Genomic DNA, 18,312 nt, shown 5'->3' with positions numbered 1-18,312 from the left:
AATGAGTTCAAACAGAAGAGACTTTTTACGAAAAGCAGCAGTAGGAGCTGCGGGAATTACACTGGGTGGATCAGCCATGGGAATGTCAGCTAAAAGCTACTCCCGGATTATTGGAGCCAACGACCGGTTACAAGTAGCCTACATGGGCTGTGGTCGCCGGGTTGGCGCGTATTACAATGCGGTAAAAGATAAAAACAACAATATTGATCTGGCTTACATTTGCGATGTCATGAAAAGTCAGCGCGAAAAGGTAGCCAAAGACCTGAATGGCAAAGTAAGTGGTAAAGCCAAGCTGGTCAGCGATATTCGTGAAGTGTTTGCTGATCAGAAAGTAGATGCCATTTTCAATGCAACACCCGATCATTGGCATGCTCCCGGAACATGGATGGCCATGGAGGCAGGCAAACATGTGTATATTGAAAAACCTTGTAGCCATAGTCCGCGTGAGGGTGAGTTACTGGTGCATTTTCAAAAGAAGTACAACAAGGTGGTACAAATGGGGAACCAGCAGCGTTCAGCTCGCGAATCAATTGCCATTATAAAAGCAATTCATGATGGTGAAATTGGTGACGTTTACCGCGCTGTTGCTTTCTATTCGAACCAGCGGGGCGAAGTTCCGGTTCCTAAAAAAGCTCCCGTTCCCGAAGGGTTGGATTGGGATTTGTGGCAAGGACCGGCACCGCATGAAGCTTATCGACACGACACCTGGGACTATAACTGGCACTGGTACGGATGGAACTGGGGAACAGCTGAAACGGGGAACAATGCCACTCACGAATTGGATATTGCCCGCTGGGCGTTGCAGGTTGACTATCCTGAGCATGTTGATGTGCAGGCAGCCAAACGTCATTTCCTGAACGATGGCTGGGAAATGTATGATACCATGGATGCCAGCTTCCGTTTCCCCGGAAACAAGATAATTGTGTGGGATGGCAAAAGTCGTAATAGCTACAGCACCTATGGCTCAGGGCGCGGAACCATCATTTACGGTACTGAAGGTTCTGTTTATGTCGATCGTGGTGGCTACAAATTGTTTGATCGTGGCGGCAAACTGGTGCGCGACAGCAAATCGGCCAGTAATGAAGCCGGTACAGCCCTTGGTGGCGGAGGCGACATGACTGACATGCATATTCTTAATTTTTTCGATAACATCCGGGGAAAATCCAGCTTGTTAAATTCACCGATTGATATGGGAGCGAAAAGCCAAATGCTGACTCACTACGCCAATATTGCTTATCGCACTGGAAAATCATTTGATGTCAACACGCAAAACGGACATATTTATGACCGTGATGCCATGAAATTATGGGATCGGGAATACCAGCCTGGTTGGGAACCCAAATTATAAATAGAAAAACGAATTGTTTTGAAAGCTTCCGGTTATCCGGGAGCTTTTTTTGTGTCTTGCTGAAAAAGAGTTATTGAATTTCCGAATAACTATAGTTTATATTCTGGCTGCTTTTTTCATTTCAGAAAGATAGCGGATGGGCACCTTCCCTCCTGGTTTTACAGAAGTTGAGTCGTTGATGTTTCTCAAACAGGGTGTAAGAATCGTTTGTTATCTACTTTTTTGCAGAAATGATTTTTTCGTACTTGTCAGTATTCCAGTCTTTTGTTGATTCTTTAGGTATCATAATACTTGTTAATAAATGTAACTATTTAGAACCTTGTTAAATTTGCAAGGTGGCTATGCGGTTTGGTCTTTCCTTAATAAATTTGAGAGCGTTTGATTTAACTAACAGAAAAACCATGAGAAACCGCTTGACAACCTTACTCTTTTGTGTACTTTTTTCCTTAAGTGCCCTTGCCCAACAACCTACTCAATGGCGGGGCGAAAACTCGGAAGCCAAATACCCTGCCCCCAATTTACTGGCATCATGGCCTGCTGATGGCCCTGAAGTGCTTTGGCACTATGATGCGCTGGGCACTGGTTACTCCACACCGGCCTTTGCCAACAGTAAAATCTACTGCACAGGCATGGAGGATGAAATGGGGTATCTGAACATTTTCGATGAAAAAGGAAACTTTGAAAAGAAGGTTCAATATGGAAAAGAGTTTGAAGTCAGCTATCCCGGAGCACGACCAACGCCAACGATTGTCGGAGATTTGGTCTATATCTCAACCGGGTATGGCGAATTGGTTTGCTTGAACTGGCAAACCGGAAAAATTTTATGGAATAAAGAACTGGGAGCTGATTTTGGTGCCGAGAACATTCGCTTTGGCTTTACCGAGTCGGTGGTTGTTGACGGCGAGAAAGTATATTTTACGCCAGGGGGTAAGGAATACAATGTTGTGGCTTTGAACCGCATGAATGGAGACTTAATTTGGAAGAGTGCCGGTAAAGGACAACTTTCAGCATATTGTACTCCAAAGCTGGTTAAACTGCCTCAGCGCCAGCTGCTGGTAACACACACGGGCGATCAGATTATTGCTGTAGACACCGAAGATGGAAAGCTGCTATGGAATTATCCCTTTCCAAATCAATACAACATTCATCCCAATACGCCCATTTTTGAAGATGGTGCCTTGTTCTTCATTACCGGTTACGGGCAGGGATGCGTGAAACTGGCTTTAAACGAGGATGGTTCGGCAATAACAAAAGTTTGGAGTACCGAAAAAATGGACAACCAAATGGGAGGAGCCGAAATTGTTGACGGTTACGTTTACGCCTCTGGTCACAAGTCACGTGGCTGGTTTTGCTTCGATTATGCAACCGGACAGGAAATGTGGAACTCGAAAGAAATTGGCAATGGCGCAATCATCATGGCAGCAGATAAGTTTATCATTTATTCCGATCGGGGAGAGTTGGTTTTGGTGAATCCAAATCCGGAGAAACTGGATATTATCTCAGCAACCAAAGTGCAATACGGAACGGCTCAGCACTGGGCACATCCGGTAGTTCATAACGGCGTGCTGTATGTCCGTCATGGAAAGTCTCTGATTGCTTACAAAATATCCGCTTAGTTTTCAAAATATACGGAAGATCTGGCCTAAACCCAATAAAAAACTAACAAATGAAAAAGATACTGATTCTCCAGCTGGCGCTATGTTTAAGTGTGTTTGTTGAAGCACAAGTTTACCAATTTCGTGGGCCCAATCGCGATGGCAAGTTTCCGGAATCCGGTTTATTAAAGGAATGGCCCGAAACCGGACCTGAGCTCTTGTTGCAGCTTGAAGGTATTGGGAAAGGCTATTCATCGGTAATTACCAATGGCGATTACATTTACGCATCGGGTATGATTGATACCTTGGATTACCTGACTTGCTTCGATTTTGAAGGCAATCAGAAATGGCAAGTGGCTTATGGCGAATCCTGGAAAAAGTCGTTTCCGGACACCCGAAGCACGCCAACCATTGAAAATGACCGGATTTACATCATCAGCGGAATTGGAGAATTGGTTTGTTTGAATGCGGAGACCGGAGCGATTAACTGGAAAGTGAATGTCGATCGGGATTACAAATCGGAGTGGCATATTTGGGGTGTTTCAGAATCGCCACTGATTGTTGATAACAAGGTGATTTGCACGCCTGGCGGCCAGGAAACTTCCGTGGTGGCCTTTGATAAGCTAACCGGTGAAGAAATCTGGAAAACAACAAGCGTTGGCGGACAACGGGCTTATGCTTCGGCAACAACCCTCAATTACCAAGGGAAACACTATGTTTTGGCGGTTACAGCCACCCATCTCATTGCGCTGGACCCGGCAAACGGCGAAGTAAAAATGACTTATCAATACTATGAGCATGACAAGTGGTCGGACCAGCCCGGCCTGATCTGGACCAACGTGCCCTTGTGCAAGGACGACGAAATATTCTTGTCGATGGGATATGATTATCCGGCCAAAATGCTGAAGATAAACGGTGATAAAATGGCTTTTGAAGAAGTGTATACCGACACTGTTTTTGACAATCACCACCATGGAATGATTGAATTGGATGGTTACATCTATGGATCGAACTGGGAAAACAATCGCAAAGGAAACTGGCTGTGTAAAAATTGGGAAACAGGCGAAATTGCTTACGATACGCCTTGGAATACCAAGGGAGCAATGGTTTATGCTGACGGACTATTTTACATCTATGAGGAGCAACGTGGAAATGTTGCTTTGGTAAAACCCGATCCTGCAGGCTTCGAGGTGATCAGCTCATTCCGAATTGAAAAAGGGGCAGGTCCGCACTGGGCGCACCCATACATTTATGATGGCAAACTATTCCTAAGGCATGGCGATGTGCTGATGGTATATAATATAAAGGCTTAGTGTGAAGAAATCGCTTATACATTCAGTTGTTGGATTAGCTGTTCTTGCGGGATTGGCCGCTCTGTTTTTTTGGTTGTCGAAAGACCCAACCGAAAACTTGCAGGTAAGCTTACCAGGGGCCGACAACCGGCAGGAGGGAAACCTGGTGCAGGAGATCATTCAGATTGGTGAAAACTTCAATTTATTTGATCATCAGGCTCCGGAAATGGAGGGAACCTGGTCCCGGTTTCGGGGGGAGAATTTTGACAACATTGTTTCTGAAAAACAAAACCTGAAAGACAGTTGGACGCCCAATGAGCCGGAGATTTTATGGTCGGTAGAATTGGGCGAAGGGCACGCCGGCCCTGCGATCTACAAGGGTGAGGTGTATGTGCTTGATTACGACGAAGAGACCCGTGAAGATGCTTTGCGCTGCTTTTCACTGATCGATGGACAGGAAATCTGGCGTCGGTCGTATGGCGTACATGTTAAGCGGAATCATGGGATGTCGCGAACAGTTCCAACAGTTACCGAAGATTATGTGGTTTCTATTGGTCCGCGTTGTCATGTGATGTGTGTCGAACGCAAATCCGGCGATTTGGTGTGGGGGCTGGATATGGTAAAAAACTATGGAACGGAAATTCCGCAGTGGTACACCGCACAATGCCCCTTGGTGGATGGCGACAAGGTAATTTTAGCGCCGGGCGGAAGTACAATCATGATGGCGGTCGACATTCATTCGGGTGAGATTTTATGGGAATGCCCCAACACCATGCAGTGGAAAATGTCGCATTCGTCCATTTTGCCTATGGATTTCAATGGACGTAAAATGTATGTGTATAGTGCCGATGGCGGCGTTTGTGGAATAGCTGCCGATGGGGAAAACGAGGGCAAAGTGCTTTGGGAATCCAATGCCTGGAACCATTCAGTGGTGGCCCCTTCGCCGGTTATTTTCGACGATGGACGAGTCTTTCTAACGGCGGGCTACGGGGCCGGTAGCATGATGATTCAACTGGTGCCGGAAGATGATGGATTTGCTGTTGAAGTGCTGACAGAGTATAAACCCAAGGAGGGATTGGCTTGTGAACAACAAACACCCATTTTCTGGAAAGGACACCTGTTTGGTATTTTGCCCAAGGATGGGGGAGCCAACCGGAACCAGTTGGTTTGCGTCAGTCCGGATGATGTGCAGACGATGGTTTGGACATCGGGAAAGGAGGCCCGTTTTGGCCTGGGACCCTATATCATTGCAGATGATAAAATGTACATATTGGATGATGATGGCACCTTGACAATGATCAAACCGGATACGAACAGATACATCCAGTTGGCACAAAAAAAGATACTGGATGGACACGATGCCTGGGGCCCCTTGGCTATTGCCGACGGGCGGCTTTTGATGCGTGATTCAAAAAAGATGGTTTGCCTGGATATTAGTAAATAATAAGGGGTTGGGGGATTTAGAAATTGAAACAACTAAGGACACATGAAATACAAAAAGCTGGTTAATTTGATTTTAGTGTTGATGGCTGCAGGCATTGCGATTATTATTGCGCGTGATTTTGTGGTTAATCGAAGTGGCAAGCACATTGAGAATCCCTATGCCTTTGATGTTAGTGAATACACAACCGTTGATCCTTCGGCAATTATTTACAAGGAACAAAAAGTTTTGCAACTCAAGGTCAATCAGCCCAAAGGAATTGCTTATAAAGATGGGGTTATTTATGTGATTGCCGACAGCAGCCTGATTCTTCTGAATGAACAGGGGCAACTACTGCAAAATATACAGCTGGATGCTGAACCTACTGCCATTGCGGTGGCAGATCAGCTTTGGCTGGCCTTGAACAATCAAGTTGTTTCCCTAGATCAGAAAGGACAGGAGCTCCAACGCTGGCCGGCATACAATGACCGCTCGGTAATTACCTCGCTAGCTGTTTCACCCCGGTATGTGTATGTGGCTGATGCCGGAAACCGGCTTATTTACCAATGTTCGCCAACGGGTGAGTTGATTCAGGAAATTGGGGCTGAAAACGAGCAGAAAGCAGTGCCCGGATTCGTTATTCCAAGCCCGTATTTCGACATTGACCTGAATGAAGAAGATTACCTGTGGGCGGTTGACCCGGGAAGGCATAGTCTGGAAAATTTCAATGCTGATGGCTCCATGCGCAGCTCATGGACCGTTTCATCGGTTCAAACCGAGGGGTTTAGCGGATGTTGCAATCCGGCACATATGGCCATGATGACCGAAGATCGGTTTGTTACCAGCGAAAAAGGAATTGTGCGGGTAAAAGTTTACGATCAGCACGGGGAATACCTTGGTGTGGTGGCTGCTCCCAACCAGTTTGATGAAGATTCTCCGGCTCCGGACGTATGTGTGGATGACAACGGACGAGTGATCTTACTGGACTTCAGTCGCAAACAAGTGCGTATCTTTCAACCTAAAGAAAACGAGGAATGAATCGAAAAGAGTTTATAACAAAGGGGTTACAGCTGGGGATATTAATCGGGATGGTTGGAGGAACGCTGTTTCTAGTTAAACGCAACAAGGTCGATTTTAGCTGTTCTGCAGAGGGCGGGTGCAAATCTTGCTCCTTGTATAATGGGTGTGATTTAGATAAAGCCAAACAAAGCAAAAACGATGAGCGATAAGCAAGAACATCAGAAACCGAATCGGCGTGAGTTCATCCAAAAAGGGATGAGACTGACTTTGGGCGCGTCGTTGGCAGGTGTTGCCGGTTTTGCTGCCCTCAAGGTTAGTGCCGATGATTACGTATGGCAGCTCGATCCGTTCAAGTGTGTGTACTGTGGGCGTTGTGCCGACTATTGTGTGGTAACACCTTCGGCTGTAAAATGTGTGCATGCCTACGATCTGTGCGGGTACTGCGATTTGTGTGGTGGTTACCTCAAACCCGATGCGAATGCCCGGTCAACTGCGGCAGAGAACCAATTGTGCCCCACAGCAGCCATCAAACGAAAGTTTGTTGAAGATCCTTATTTCGAATATGAAATTGACGAAGAATTATGTTTCGGATGCGCGAAATGTGTGGAAGGCTGTACCTCTTTTGGCAACGGCTCCTTGCACCTGCAGGTACGCCATGATTTGTGTGTGAATTGCAACGAATGTTCCATCGCACGCGTTTGTCCGGCAGATGCTTTTGAACGCGTGCCGGCAAGTAATCCCTATAAAATTAAGGGCGATTTTTCGCAAGGAACAGCCTCGTCCAACCCGGCCTAAAGAATGAAAAACCAATGAACCGAATCTCTAAAATACTATTTACTCTTACAGCTTTGCTGCTCAGCCTGCCTGCCTGGGCACAACAGCGGTTTCCCAAGCCTGAATTTGAAACGGGTTATTTGCAGCCAATCACTTTGCAAGCTGCACCGCGTGCCTTGTTTTTAGAATACCTGGATGTTTTTATGCTTATTGCCACCTTGGCGATCGCCACGTGGTTTGTGGTGAAAAAGCGCTCGCGCCGAGGGGTGATGTGGACCTCTGTGTTTGCCTTGCTTTATTTTGGGTTTTTCCGCGAGGGCTGCATTTGTGCTATCGGCTCCATTCAGAATATTACTTTAGCGTTGTTCGACCCTGCTTATGTGTTGCCATTTACTGCACTGGCTTTCTTCGTTATCCCTTTGGTGGTAACTCTTTTCTACGGACGGACTTTTTGTGCCGGAGTTTGTCCCCTGGGCGCTATTCAGGACTTGGTTGCCTTTCGCCCCATCGAAATCCCCAAATGGCTGCAAAAGGTACTGGGAATGATTCCTTACCTGTATTTGGCTTTAGCCGTGTTGTACGCAGCCACCAAGTCGGAATTTCTGATTTGTCGCTACGATCCGTTTGTTGGGCTGTTCCGCTTCGATGCCGAATTTCAAATGTTGTTGTTGGGCGGTTTATTTCTGCTGGTCGGCATTTTTGTAGCACGGCCATATTGCCGCTTCTTTTGCCCTTACGGTGTTTTGTTGGGGTGGATGTCTGCCTTCTCAACCAAGCACATGAAAATTACACCCAGCAATTGCATTCAATGTAAACTGTGTGCCAACTCCTGTCCGTTTGGGGCTATTGATGAGCCTGTAGAAGAGCAGGGAAGCCGGCGTTCGAATGTACAACGCCTGATGACTTATTTGATTTTCATTCCCTTGTGGATTGGTATTGGGGGTTTGGCCGGTTCAATGCTGCATGTGCCTTTGGCTAAGTTCAATAAAACGGTTTACCTGGCCGAACAATTGGTCGCACATCCGGAACTAAAACAAGATACCGAACACATTGATGCCCGGGCATTCATGCAGTCCGGGAAGTCGATGGATCAACTGGTTACTGAAGCCAAAGAAATCCGGAGTCAGTTTTACTGGGGAGGCTGGATACTGGGAGGTTTCATGGGCCTGGTGGTTGGCCTGACCTTGCTGAAACTGGCATCGCACCGAACCCGAAACGATTACGAACCTGATAAAACGAACTGTTTAAGCTGCGGACGATGCATGGATTATTGTCCGGTGAAGAAATAAAATGAAAAAGATGAACCTGACCCTAAAAGATAAAATGAGTCTGGCCAGAGGCTTGGCCTGGTTTGCTGCCCTTTTTAGCCTGATTGTTAGTGTGATGCTGATTGCGAACTATTTGCAGCTAAAATCAGTTGATCCGCTGGAAAGTCCGGCCTTGCAATCGTTGGTCGAGCGCTTGCACGACAATCCGAATGATGAGGTGCTGAAAGAAAATATTCGTTCGCTCGATTTGTTGATTCGGAAAGCGTATTTCACCAGCCAGTGGCAAATTCGAACCGGTGCGTATTTGTTGATTTTTGGTTTACTGCTATTTGTGCTGGCTGTTCGCTACCTGAAATCACTTCGTCCGGGGCTGGAGGAAATGGAGAGCATTGAAAAGGATGCTTTTCTGGATAAGCAGCTGGCACGAAAGTGGCTTGTTTACTCCGGAATGGGCCTGTTTATTCTGGCTTTGGGTGCAGGTTTTTTGTCGAATAATGTACTGGATAGCTATGAGCCGGCTGTCGTTGCCGAAACCCAGTCACCATCCGATGTTGAAGTGATTGAAGTGCTTCCCGTTGCTGAAAAACCGGCAGAAGTGGCTGTTGAAAACACAAGTCCGGAAGACCTGAATACGAAAGAGCAAGCAGCTTCTGAAGATATTCAGAAAACGGAACCTGCGGCTGAAAAAGTGGACGAACCAAAAACAGAGCCGGTTAAGGCTCCGGCCAAAGCCAATGCGGCTATTCCCAGTCAGGAGCAGTGGCGGGCCAATTACCCGTTTTTCAGAGGGCCACAAGCCGATGGCATTGCCTTTAAAGCAAACACGCCTGAACAGTTCGACATCGCTTCGGGAAATGGTGTATTGTGGCAAGTGAAAATACCCAAGCATGGCTATAATTCACCCATTGTGTGGAATGACAAGCTGTTTGTTTCCGGAGCTGACAATGAGGCCCGGGAAGTTTATTGCTATCAGGCATCAACAGGAGAATTACTCTGGCAAGCCAAAGCCGACCAGATTCCGGGTTCACCCGCGAAATTGCCTAAAGTGACAGAAGATACCGGACTGGCAGCTCCAACTATGGCAACCAATGGAGCAGCGGTTTTTGCCCTTTTTGGTACAGGCGATTTGCTGGCTCTTGACTTCTCTGGAAAGCGTTTGTGGGCCAAAAACCTGGGCGTACCAGATAATCATTACGGGCATTCATCCTCGCTGATCATCTACAAAGACAAACTAATTATTCAATACGATACCAACCGCGGAGCCAAAGTGATGGCTTTAGCAACAGCTGATGGATCTTCTCAATGGGAAACAGAACGTGATGCACGCATTTCGTGGGCTTCGCCGGTATTGGCAGAAGTCAATGGGAAGATGCAGGTGGTTTTAACCGGCGAGCCTTTGGTAGCGGGTTATGACCCGGAAACAGGCGAAGAGCTCTGGAAAATGGATGTCATGATGGGCGAAGTTGGTCCCTCGGTGGGCTATGCCGATGGCGTGGTTTATGCCGCAAATGAGTATGCAACATTAGCAGCCATTAAGTTGGGAGAAACGGCGGAACTTATTTGGGAAGACAGCGAGTATTTGCCTGAAGTAGCTAGCCCCTTGGCGGTGGATGGTTTTCTGATTATTGCAACCAGTTATGGCGTGGTAGCTTGTTACGATGCCAAAGACGGCACGAAATATTGGGAGCAGGAATATGGTGACGGTATTTATGCTTCGCCGGTATATGCCGATGGAAAGGTGTATGTGATGGATATGGGAGGTAACCTGCATGTGATCAAACTGGGCAAGGAGTTCCAGTTGGTTGCGGAATCGTCGCTGGGTGAAAAATCGGTTTGCTCACCGGTATTTGCGAATGGTAAAATGTATTTGCGTGGTTTCGACCAGTTGTATTGCATCGGAAAATAGATTGAAATGACAGAAGAAACTCAACATATCATTCACTGGGTTGACGAAATCGTACAGCAAAAGGGGAATACGAAAAAGGCGTTGATCCCCATCTTGCAGGCTATTCAGAATGAATTTAATTATTTGCCGGAAGAAGCCTTGAAACATGTATGCGAAACGACAGAAATTACCCCGGAAAATATAACAGGTGTGGCCAGCTTTTATTCGCAATTTCGGATGCAACCTGCCGGACAGCACTTGGTTAAAGTGTGCGTGGGAACGGCTTGTCATGTGAAAGGAGCCATGCAGGTGTACGATGCTTTTAAGCGTCACTTCAAATTAACAGGCTCGGAAGAAACGGATGCTGAAGGAAAATATACGCTGGAAAAAGTGGCCTGTCTGGGCTGTTGTACGCTGGCCCCTGTCGTTCAGGTTGACGATGTCACTTACGGGCATGTAACTACTGACAAGGTGGGCTCGGTTATTCAGGATTTTGAAAGCCAGGTTGGCAAAGTGGGCAACAAAAGCAAATTCCGGCATGCCGATGGGAGCGAGTTTCAGGGTGAGATTCGAATTGGCCTGGGTTCTTGCTGTGTGGCCAGCGGCAGCGAAGATGTTAAAAAAGAAATTGAACGAACCATTGAGGGCACCGGCATCAACCTGCAACTTAAAAATGTTGGTTGTGTGGGAATGTGTCATCAGGTTCCCTTGGTGGAAGTTATTGATGAAAACAAGCAAAGCAAGCTTTATGCGAAGGTTAAGCCCAATGAAATAGCCGACATTGTCAACACGCATTTTAAGTCGAAGAGCCTGCTGGGACGGGTTCGGAATAAGGCCTACAACCTGCTGGAAAAATTACAAACGGATGAAGTATGGGAAGGCGTTGACCGCTATGCCATTGACGTGCGTGATGAAATGGTTTCCAGCTTTTTGGACCGTCAGTTGCCCATTGCCACGGAACACCGCGGGGTGATCAATCCGTTGGATATGGATGAATATCGCAGCTATGGTGGTTTCGAAGCCTTGCAGAAAGTACTGCAAATGAACCGGCAGGAGATCATTCAAACGGTCAAAGACAGTGGCTTGCGCGGACGCGGCGGTGCGGGTTTTTTAACCGGCTTGAAATGGGAATTGGTAGCCAAAGAGCAAGGGGAAAAGAAATACTTGATTTGCAATGGCGATGAAGGTGATCCCGGAGCTTTCATGGATCGGATGCTGCTGGAATCGTACCCCTATCGGGTGATTGAAGGAATGTTGATTGCGGCTTATGCCGTGCAGGCTACCGACGGTTATTTCTACATCCGTGCGGAATATCCATTAGCAGTTACCCGCATTCGGCAAGCGCTCATTAATTGCCGGGAGCAAAATTTGGTTGGCGAAAATATTCTTGGTGCAGGCTTCAATTTCGATATTCAGATTTATGAAGGAGCCGGTGCTTTTGTTTGTGGCGAAGAAACTGCTTTGATGGCTTCCATCGAAGGAAATCGCGGTTTCCCAACCATTCGGCCACCATTTCCGGCACAAAAAGGCCTGTGGGGACAGCCAACGCTCATAAACAATACAGAAACTTTTGCTCAGGTATCCTACATCATCCGAAAAGGGAAGGAGCATTTTAATGCCATTGGAACCGAGAATTCCAAAGGAACAAAGGTATTCTCGCTGACCGGAAAGGTGAATCGTGGCGGACTGATTGAGGTGCCAATGGGGATTACTATCCGGCAAATTGTGGAGGAAATTGGCGGAGGCGTGCAGAACGGGAAAAAATTCAAAGCCGTTCAGGTGGGAGGTCCTTCAGGTGGTTGTATTCCGGCTTCCTTGTACGATACACCGATTGACTACCAATCGCTGATCGAAGTGGGAGCCATGATGGGCTCAGGCGGGTTGGTGGTTCTGGATGAAGACGACTGTATGGTTGATATTGCCCACTACTTCCTGTCATTTACTCAGGAAGAATCGTGCGGAAAATGTACCTTTTGCCGTGTAGGAACCAAGCGCATGCTGGATATCCTGACTAAAATCACGTCAGGAAAAGGGAATAAGAAAGACCTGGAAGAACTAAAATATTTGGCTGACTGGACCAAAAAGGGTAGCTTGTGCAACCTTGGAAAGTCGGCTCCAAACCCGATTATTACCACCCTGCACTATTTTTACGAAGAATATGAAGCACACATCGAAGGTCGTTGTCCGGCAGGAAAATGCACGGAGATGATCAGTTATTCAATCAACGATGAGTGTATTGGTTGCACCAAATGTGCTCAGAAATGCCCGGTGGAAGCGATTAAGTTTGAGCCTCACAAGAAGCATTCGGTTGATATGAATTTATGTATCAAATGCGATGCGTGTCGGCAGGTTTGTCCGGTTGATGCCGTGGATGTGAAATAAACTAATTTAATTAAATAGAGTATATAGAATGAAAAATTTGATGGTATTTGTGATGTTGATTTTATCGGGAACATGTATGGGAACGACAACAAACCTGGAGGACATGAAATATTTGAACGCAGATGCGTTTCAATTAATAGGAAAAGGTTTTGAAGATACGCCAACCCTTTACTCCAGACTACCCGCAAGCCTGGAAGGAGTAACCCGGCCACCGGTTTGGTCTTTGTCTCAAAACTGCAGTGGGCTGGCCATTCGCTTTAAAACCAATTCATCGGCAATCGCTGCTCGCTGGGAAGTTACAGGAGACGTATTCATGAACCACTTTACCATGACCGGCATCAAAGGGATGGATTTGTATTGTTTGAAAGATGGTCAGTGGCAGTTTGTCAACTCAGCACGTCCAACCGGTAAGGAAACAACTGCCATGATTATTCAGAATATGGCTGGCGAAATGAATGAATACATGCTTTATTTGCCACTTTACGACGGGTTGAGAAAGCTTGAAATTGGTGTTGAGCCCGCAGCCCTTATTGAGCAGGCACAAGTTGATTCGCCTAAAAAAGGAAAACCGGTTGTTTTCTATGGAACCAGCATCACTCAAGGCGGATGTGCTTCGCGTGCGGGTATGTCTTACCCCAACATTTTATCACGCATGATGGATAAGGAAATCATTAATTTGGGATTCAGTGGAAATGGTCAGCTTGATTTGGAAGTGGCTGAGGCGATGGCTACCATTGATGCATCATGCTTTGTGATTGATTGTTTGCCCAATGTTTCAGTCGCTCAGATGAACGAGAAATATGCCCGCTTCATCGAGATTGTACGGGAAAATAATCCGGAAACACCAATCTTGCTTGTCGAAACAATTCTTTTCCCTCACAGGCATTTTGATCAGTCTGTTTTTACCCTGCTTCAGGATAAAAATGAAACCTTAACCCGAATTTACAAGGAACAAAAAGCCAAAGGTGATCGGAAGATTTATTATCAAAAAGCCGATGACTTGATTGGGGATGATCAGGAAGCCACTGTTGACGGGGTACACCTGACCGATCTGGGTTTTAAACACATGGCTGAGAACCTTTATCCGGTGATACGAAAATTGATCAAATAGCTTATTTGCTGATTGACAGAATTCAATATAAACCGAATGGTTAAACTTAAAATCAATAATCAAGTCCTGGACGTTCCGGAAGGCACCACGCTTTTGGATGCGGCTCGTTCGCTGCAGATTGACATCCCAACGATGTGCCATCTGGAAGGAACCGGGCATTTTACATCTTGTATGGTTTGTTTGGTCAAGGATGCACGCAATGGCCGGTTAATGGCTTCGTGCTCCATGCCAGCCATGGAGGGCATGGAAATCATTACAGACGATGCCGAATGTCAAGAGTCGCGGAAAGCTTCGCTGGAACTGCTGCTGAGTGAGCATGTTGGCGACTGCGAAGCGCCTTGTCAATTGGTTTGTCCGGCGCATATGAATATTCCGTTGATGAACCGGCTGATAGCGGCAGGTAATGATGCGAAGGCCATTGAAGTGGTGAAGCGTGACATTGCTTTGCCCGCCATCCTTGGACGCATCTGTCCGGCACCTTGCGAGGCGGGTTGCCGCCGCAAGCAGCTGGATCAGCCGGTTTCCATCTGTCTGCTGAAAGGCTTTGCTGCAGACCAAGAATTGAACAAAGGAGTTGTGCCGGTTCTGCAAGAAACAAAAACAGACAGGAAAGTAGCGATTATTGGTGCGGGCCCTGCCGGTTTGGCTGCCGCTTTTTATCTGAATAAAGCAGGGCATCAGGTCGTTCTTTTTGAAAAGAATGAGAAGGCCGGAGGTGATTTACTTCAGATTAAGGAGGAAGTTCTGCCTACCAAGGTAATGGAGGCTGAATTGGCCTCCATCCTGAATTCGAGGATTCAAATTAACTACAATTCAACAATTGGTACTGCAGAATTTGAGCAGCTTCAGCAAGCGTATGACGCCATAGTACTTGCTGTTGGCGCGCAAGCAGACCTATGGAAGGACAAGGGCTTGCTGTTGTCAAAAAACGGGGTCCAGGTGGATAAAACGACTTACCAAACATCCATCGACAAAGTATTTGCTATAGGCAATGCTTTGAGACCTTCCAAGCTGGCTGTGCGTTCGGTAGGACAAGGCAAGGAGCTGGCCTGGGTGTTGAATGAATGGTTTGAAACCATGGAGCTGAAGGGTTACCCCAGCCGGTTTAACTCTAAATTCGGGAAGCTGAGCGAACCGGAGTTTGCTGAATACTTGAAAGAATCGGTGGATGAAAAACGTTGGCAAGCCAGCAGAGGAAAAGCGACAGGTTTCACGAGGGAAGAAGCTGTTGCTGAAGCCCGGCGCTGCCTGCACTGCGACTGCCGAAACCCCGAAAGCTGCAAACTGCGCGAGCTTTCAGATCGTTATGGTGCTGAGCAAAGACGTTTCCAGTACGATGAACGTTTTGTGATTCGCAAGGAATTCGCGCCGCAAAACATTGTTTATGAACCGGGCAAGTGCATCAAGTGCGGTATTTGTGTGCGCCTTACGCAACAGTACCAGGAAACTTTTGGTTTTTCCTTTATTGGTCGTGGATTCGATGTTCGAATTGGTGTACCATTTTCAGAATCGGTAGAAAAAGCCTTGGAAAAAACGGCTGCTTTGGTGGCCGAGAAATGCCCAACTGGAGCATTAGCAAAAACTGACACCGAGGAACAATTATAAAACGGCTAAAGCTTCCAAAATTGTTTTGGGATAAGAAATGAAAGGCCGGAAATAGGATGAAAGCAAATCAGCAATTGAAACAGAAAAGACATGAAGGGTAAACTCGTAATTTTCTTACTTCTTTTAACCAGTAGCCTGTTTGCACAAAGCGAATGGCCCATCTTTCGGGGCAACCAGCAGCTAACTGCTTCAGTGGACTCTGAGCTGTCAAGCTCATTGCAGCTCATAGCCTCCTTTCAAACCGACGATGATATCAAGGCATCGCCAGTGGTAAAAGATGGTGCGGTGTATTGCGGATCTACCGATGGATTTTTTTATGCATTCAAGCTAAACGGAGATTTATTGTGGAAATTTGATGCGGAGAATGCCATTGAGGCGCCGGCCATTTTACTGGATGGCAAAGTCCTCTTTGGATCGCTGGATGGATGGCTTTTTTGTTTGAATCAAACTGATGGCGGGTTGGTGTGGAAATACAAAACCGACAACCAGATTATTGGTTCGGCCAACTGGCACAAAGGAGCAGAGCAAACCGTGGTGGCCGTTGGAAGCTATGATTACTTTCTGCATGGAGTTGATCTGAAAGACGGTCATAATCTGTGGAAATATGAGTCAGATAATTTCATCAACGGGGCCCCGGCCTTGTATAAAAACAAGGTTGTTTTTGGTGGCTGTGATGGCTTTTTGCATTTGGTCAATCTGGAGACCGGACAGGTGGAAAAGAAGATTGAATTATCAACTTATGTTGCTTCATCACCAGCCATTGTGGGGCATGAAGCCTATGTAGGCGATTATGATGGACGCTTTTTTGCCGTTGATCTCGAGTACGGAATTGTAAGCTGGACTTACGATGATCCGGAAAAGAATTTGCCATTTATTGCTTCTCCGGCCGTTTCGGCCAACTACATTGTTTTGGGAAATGAAGACCGCCAACTCTATTGTTTTCAACGAAAAGATGGTAAATTAGTCTGGACAAAGCGTTTATCCAATCGAATTAACTCCTCTTCTGTAATTGTCGGTAGCAAGGTTGTTACTGCTACGATGGACGGCATGCTGTTCATGCATGCCCTGGAAACGGGAGAAGAGCTTTGGAGTTACGAAATAGGAAGTCAGATGGTAAGTTCGCCGGCATTTTATCAAGGAAAAATCATCATCGGAGCCAATGACGGGCGGATTTATATTTTGGGAGAAAAATGATATTTGGCCGATAGCATGCGTGTTACTCTGAATTGTATTCATGAGGAATGCCATAAGAAAACAGAATCTGGAACGTGTTTGAAATGACTTCAAAATAAAAGCAAAAAATCATGAAAATCGCACACATCATTCCAGGATCAGGGGGCAGTTTTTACTGCGGTAACTGCCTTCGCGACAGTAAATACATGAAAGCCCTGCAGGACTTAGGACAGGAAGTGATAAAGGTACCGCTCTACCTGCCTTTATTTGAAGATGCACATGATTTAAATGAAGTTCCTGTCTTTTATGGGGCAGTAGACATTTACCTGAAACAACGCTTTCCGGTTTTTCGGCATCTTCCCACTTTTGTGGATAAAATGCTGAACTCAAAATCCATCTTGCACCTGGCAGCCCAGAATGCGGGATCAACCCGGGCAAAAGGGCTGGAGGAAATGACGGTTTCAATGTTGCTGGGTGAAGAAGGCCTGCAGCGAGGGGAACTGGAGCGTTTGGTGGAATGGTTGCGGGATGAAGCCAAGCCGGATGTGGTTCATCTGTCCAATGCACTGCTGCTGGGATTGGCGAGACGCATTAAGCAGGAAATGAATATTCCGGTGGTGTGCTCGCTGCAGGACGAAGATGTGTGGGTGGATGTGATGAGTGATCAGCACCGCGAAGAGGTTTGGCAATTGATGGAAGAACGGGGACGTGAAGTGGATGCCTTTGTATCGGTCAGCGATTTTTATGCCCGGGAAATGAAAAAACAAATGCATATCCATCCGGACCAGTTGTTTATCAATCATATTGGGGTGGATTCAGCCGATTATCCCATCAAACCGGTTGAAGACAAGGAACCGGTAATTGGTTATATCTCGCGCATGTGCGAAGAAAATGGCCTGGGCATTTTGGTTGATGCCTTTATTCACCTCAAGGAAGATGAAGCTTACCAGGCGGTGAAGCTGAAGATTACCGGAGGGAAAACCAATGACGATACCAGCTTTATCAAACAACAAAAAAAGAAAATTGCAGCAGCCAAGCTTGAAGATGATGTTTTATGGGTTGAAGAATTTGAAAATCCTTCGCGACAAAATTTCTTCGATACCGTTGCCCTATTAACTGTTCCGGTATTGAATGGCGAAGCATTTGGTTTATACCAGCTGGAAGCTCTGGCATCCGGAATTCCGCTTGTTCAGCCTGAACTAGGGGCTTTCCCCGAAGTGGTTGGCTTGTCGGAAGGTGGCTTGATTTATCATCCCAACAGTGCCAAGAAACTCGCCAAGGCCTGGAAAAGCATCATTCTGGATAAGGAAAAACTGAGTGAATTAAGCACCAAAGGGCAGGAAGGGGTCAAAGCGCATTTTGATATCCACAAGCAAGCTGCAAAGTTGGTGGATATCTATCAGGAGGTAACTGCCAAAGAAGAATATCGCTATTGAGTT

The 18,312-nt window shown here is 46.5% G+C and carries 13 protein-coding genes; all 13 read left to right on the top strand.

The window, feature by feature from the left end; all coding sequences use genetic code 11:
• Nucleotide 1 precedes the first annotated feature (1 nt).
• The 13 genes from Q1A18_RS04975 to Q1A18_RS04915 all read left to right on the top strand — a co-directional run bounded on the left by Q1A18_RS04975 (nucleotide 2) and on the right by Q1A18_RS04915 (nucleotide 18,309).
• Nucleotides 2–1,348 (top strand): Gfo/Idh/MocA family oxidoreductase, encoded by a 1,347-nt coding sequence (locus Q1A18_RS04975; protein ID WP_299577823.1) that lies wholly within the window; start codon nucleotides 2–4, stop codon nucleotides 1,346–1,348.
• Between the two features lie 401 nt (nucleotides 1,349–1,749).
• Nucleotides 1,750–2,964 (top strand): PQQ-binding-like beta-propeller repeat protein, encoded by a 1,215-nt coding sequence (locus Q1A18_RS04970; RefSeq protein WP_299577822.1) that lies wholly within the window; start codon nucleotides 1,750–1,752, stop codon nucleotides 2,962–2,964.
• A gap of 50 nt (nucleotides 2,965–3,014) precedes the next feature.
• The gene (locus Q1A18_RS04965; protein WP_299577821.1) at nucleotides 3,015–4,256 is read left to right on the top strand and encodes a PQQ-binding-like beta-propeller repeat protein; all 1,242 of its coding nucleotides are present in this window, start codon (nucleotides 3,015–3,017) and stop codon (nucleotides 4,254–4,256) included.
• Nucleotide 4,257: 1 nt separating this feature from the next.
• Nucleotides 4,258–5,679 (top strand): PQQ-binding-like beta-propeller repeat protein, encoded by a 1,422-nt coding sequence (locus tag Q1A18_RS04960; protein ID WP_299577820.1) that lies wholly within the window; start codon nucleotides 4,258–4,260, stop codon nucleotides 5,677–5,679.
• A gap of 42 nt (nucleotides 5,680–5,721) precedes the next feature.
• Nucleotides 5,722–6,693, top strand: a complete 972-nt coding sequence (locus tag Q1A18_RS04955) for a hypothetical protein (protein WP_299577819.1) — start codon at nucleotides 5,722–5,724, stop codon at nucleotides 6,691–6,693.
• A gap of 180 nt (nucleotides 6,694–6,873) precedes the next feature.
• Nucleotides 6,874–7,470 carry a hypothetical protein gene (locus Q1A18_RS04950; protein WP_299577818.1) on the top strand — a complete coding sequence of 199 codons (597 nt, stop codon included), beginning with the start codon at nucleotides 6,874–6,876 and terminating at the stop codon, nucleotides 7,468–7,470.
• Between the two features lie 14 nt (nucleotides 7,471–7,484).
• Complete coding sequence (locus Q1A18_RS04945; RefSeq protein WP_299577817.1) at nucleotides 7,485–8,738, top strand: 4Fe-4S binding protein; 1,254 nt, start codon at nucleotides 7,485–7,487, stop codon at nucleotides 8,736–8,738.
• 10 nt (nucleotides 8,739–8,748) lie between these two features.
• Nucleotides 8,749–10,623: a PQQ-binding-like beta-propeller repeat protein gene (locus Q1A18_RS04940; RefSeq protein ID WP_299577816.1), complete on the top strand. Its 1,875-nt coding sequence runs from the start codon at nucleotides 8,749–8,751 to the stop codon at nucleotides 10,621–10,623.
• Between the two features lie 6 nt (nucleotides 10,624–10,629).
• Nucleotides 10,630–12,984 (top strand): NAD(P)H-dependent oxidoreductase subunit E, encoded by a 2,355-nt coding sequence (locus tag Q1A18_RS04935; RefSeq protein WP_299577815.1) that lies wholly within the window; start codon nucleotides 10,630–10,632, stop codon nucleotides 12,982–12,984.
• A 28-nt stretch (nucleotides 12,985–13,012) separates the two neighbouring features.
• On the top strand, nucleotides 13,013–14,095 hold the full coding sequence (locus Q1A18_RS04930) for an SGNH/GDSL hydrolase family protein (RefSeq protein WP_299577814.1): 1,083 nt from the start codon (nucleotides 13,013–13,015) through the stop codon (nucleotides 14,093–14,095).
• A gap of 36 nt (nucleotides 14,096–14,131) precedes the next feature.
• Nucleotides 14,132–15,700 carry an FAD-dependent oxidoreductase gene (locus Q1A18_RS04925; protein WP_299577813.1) on the top strand — a complete coding sequence of 523 codons (1,569 nt, stop codon included), beginning with the start codon at nucleotides 14,132–14,134 and terminating at the stop codon, nucleotides 15,698–15,700.
• Between the two features lie 90 nt (nucleotides 15,701–15,790).
• Nucleotides 15,791–16,894, top strand: coding sequence for a PQQ-binding-like beta-propeller repeat protein (locus Q1A18_RS04920; protein ID WP_299577812.1), 1,104 nt, complete (start codon nucleotides 15,791–15,793; stop codon nucleotides 16,892–16,894).
• A 110-nt stretch (nucleotides 16,895–17,004) separates the two neighbouring features.
• On the top strand, nucleotides 17,005–18,309 hold the full coding sequence (locus tag Q1A18_RS04915; RefSeq protein WP_299577811.1) for a glycosyltransferase family 4 protein: 1,305 nt from the start codon (nucleotides 17,005–17,007) through the stop codon (nucleotides 18,307–18,309).
• Nucleotides 18,310–18,312 lie beyond the last annotated feature (3 nt).

It is taken from the genome of uncultured Sunxiuqinia sp., assembly GCF_947495665.1.
GTDB classification, from domain to species: domain Bacteria; phylum Bacteroidota; class Bacteroidia; order Bacteroidales; family Prolixibacteraceae; genus Sunxiuqinia; species Sunxiuqinia rutila.
This window is presented reverse-complemented; position numbering and strand designations above follow the sequence as displayed.

Excerpts from the sequence above, each read along its gene's own strand:
- Q1A18_RS04975 (WP_299577823.1), top strand. The coding sequence starts at position 2 with ATGAGTTCAAACAGAAGAGACTTTTTACGAAAAGCAGCAGTAGGAGCT.
- Q1A18_RS04970 (WP_299577822.1), top strand. The coding sequence starts at position 1,750 with ATGAGAAACCGCTTGACAACCTTACTCTTTTGTGTACTTTTTTCCTTA.
- Q1A18_RS04965 (WP_299577821.1), top strand. The coding sequence starts at position 3,015 with ATGAAAAAGATACTGATTCTCCAGCTGGCGCTATGTTTAAGTGTGTTT.
- Q1A18_RS04955 (WP_299577819.1), top strand. The coding sequence starts at position 5,722 with ATGAAATACAAAAAGCTGGTTAATTTGATTTTAGTGTTGATGGCTGCA.
- Q1A18_RS04950 (WP_299577818.1), top strand. The coding sequence starts at position 6,874 with ATGAGCGATAAGCAAGAACATCAGAAACCGAATCGGCGTGAGTTCATC.
- Q1A18_RS04945 (WP_299577817.1), top strand. The coding sequence starts at position 7,485 with ATGAACCGAATCTCTAAAATACTATTTACTCTTACAGCTTTGCTGCTC.
- Q1A18_RS04940 (WP_299577816.1), top strand. The coding sequence starts at position 8,749 with ATGAACCTGACCCTAAAAGATAAAATGAGTCTGGCCAGAGGCTTGGCC.
- Q1A18_RS04935 (WP_299577815.1), top strand. The coding sequence starts at position 10,630 with ATGACAGAAGAAACTCAACATATCATTCACTGGGTTGACGAAATCGTA.
- Q1A18_RS04930 (WP_299577814.1), top strand. The coding sequence starts at position 13,013 with ATGAAAAATTTGATGGTATTTGTGATGTTGATTTTATCGGGAACATGT.
- Q1A18_RS04925 (WP_299577813.1), top strand. The coding sequence starts at position 14,132 with ATGGTTAAACTTAAAATCAATAATCAAGTCCTGGACGTTCCGGAAGGC.
- Q1A18_RS04920 (WP_299577812.1), top strand. The coding sequence starts at position 15,791 with ATGAAGGGTAAACTCGTAATTTTCTTACTTCTTTTAACCAGTAGCCTG.
- Q1A18_RS04915 (WP_299577811.1), top strand. The coding sequence starts at position 17,005 with ATGAAAATCGCACACATCATTCCAGGATCAGGGGGCAGTTTTTACTGC.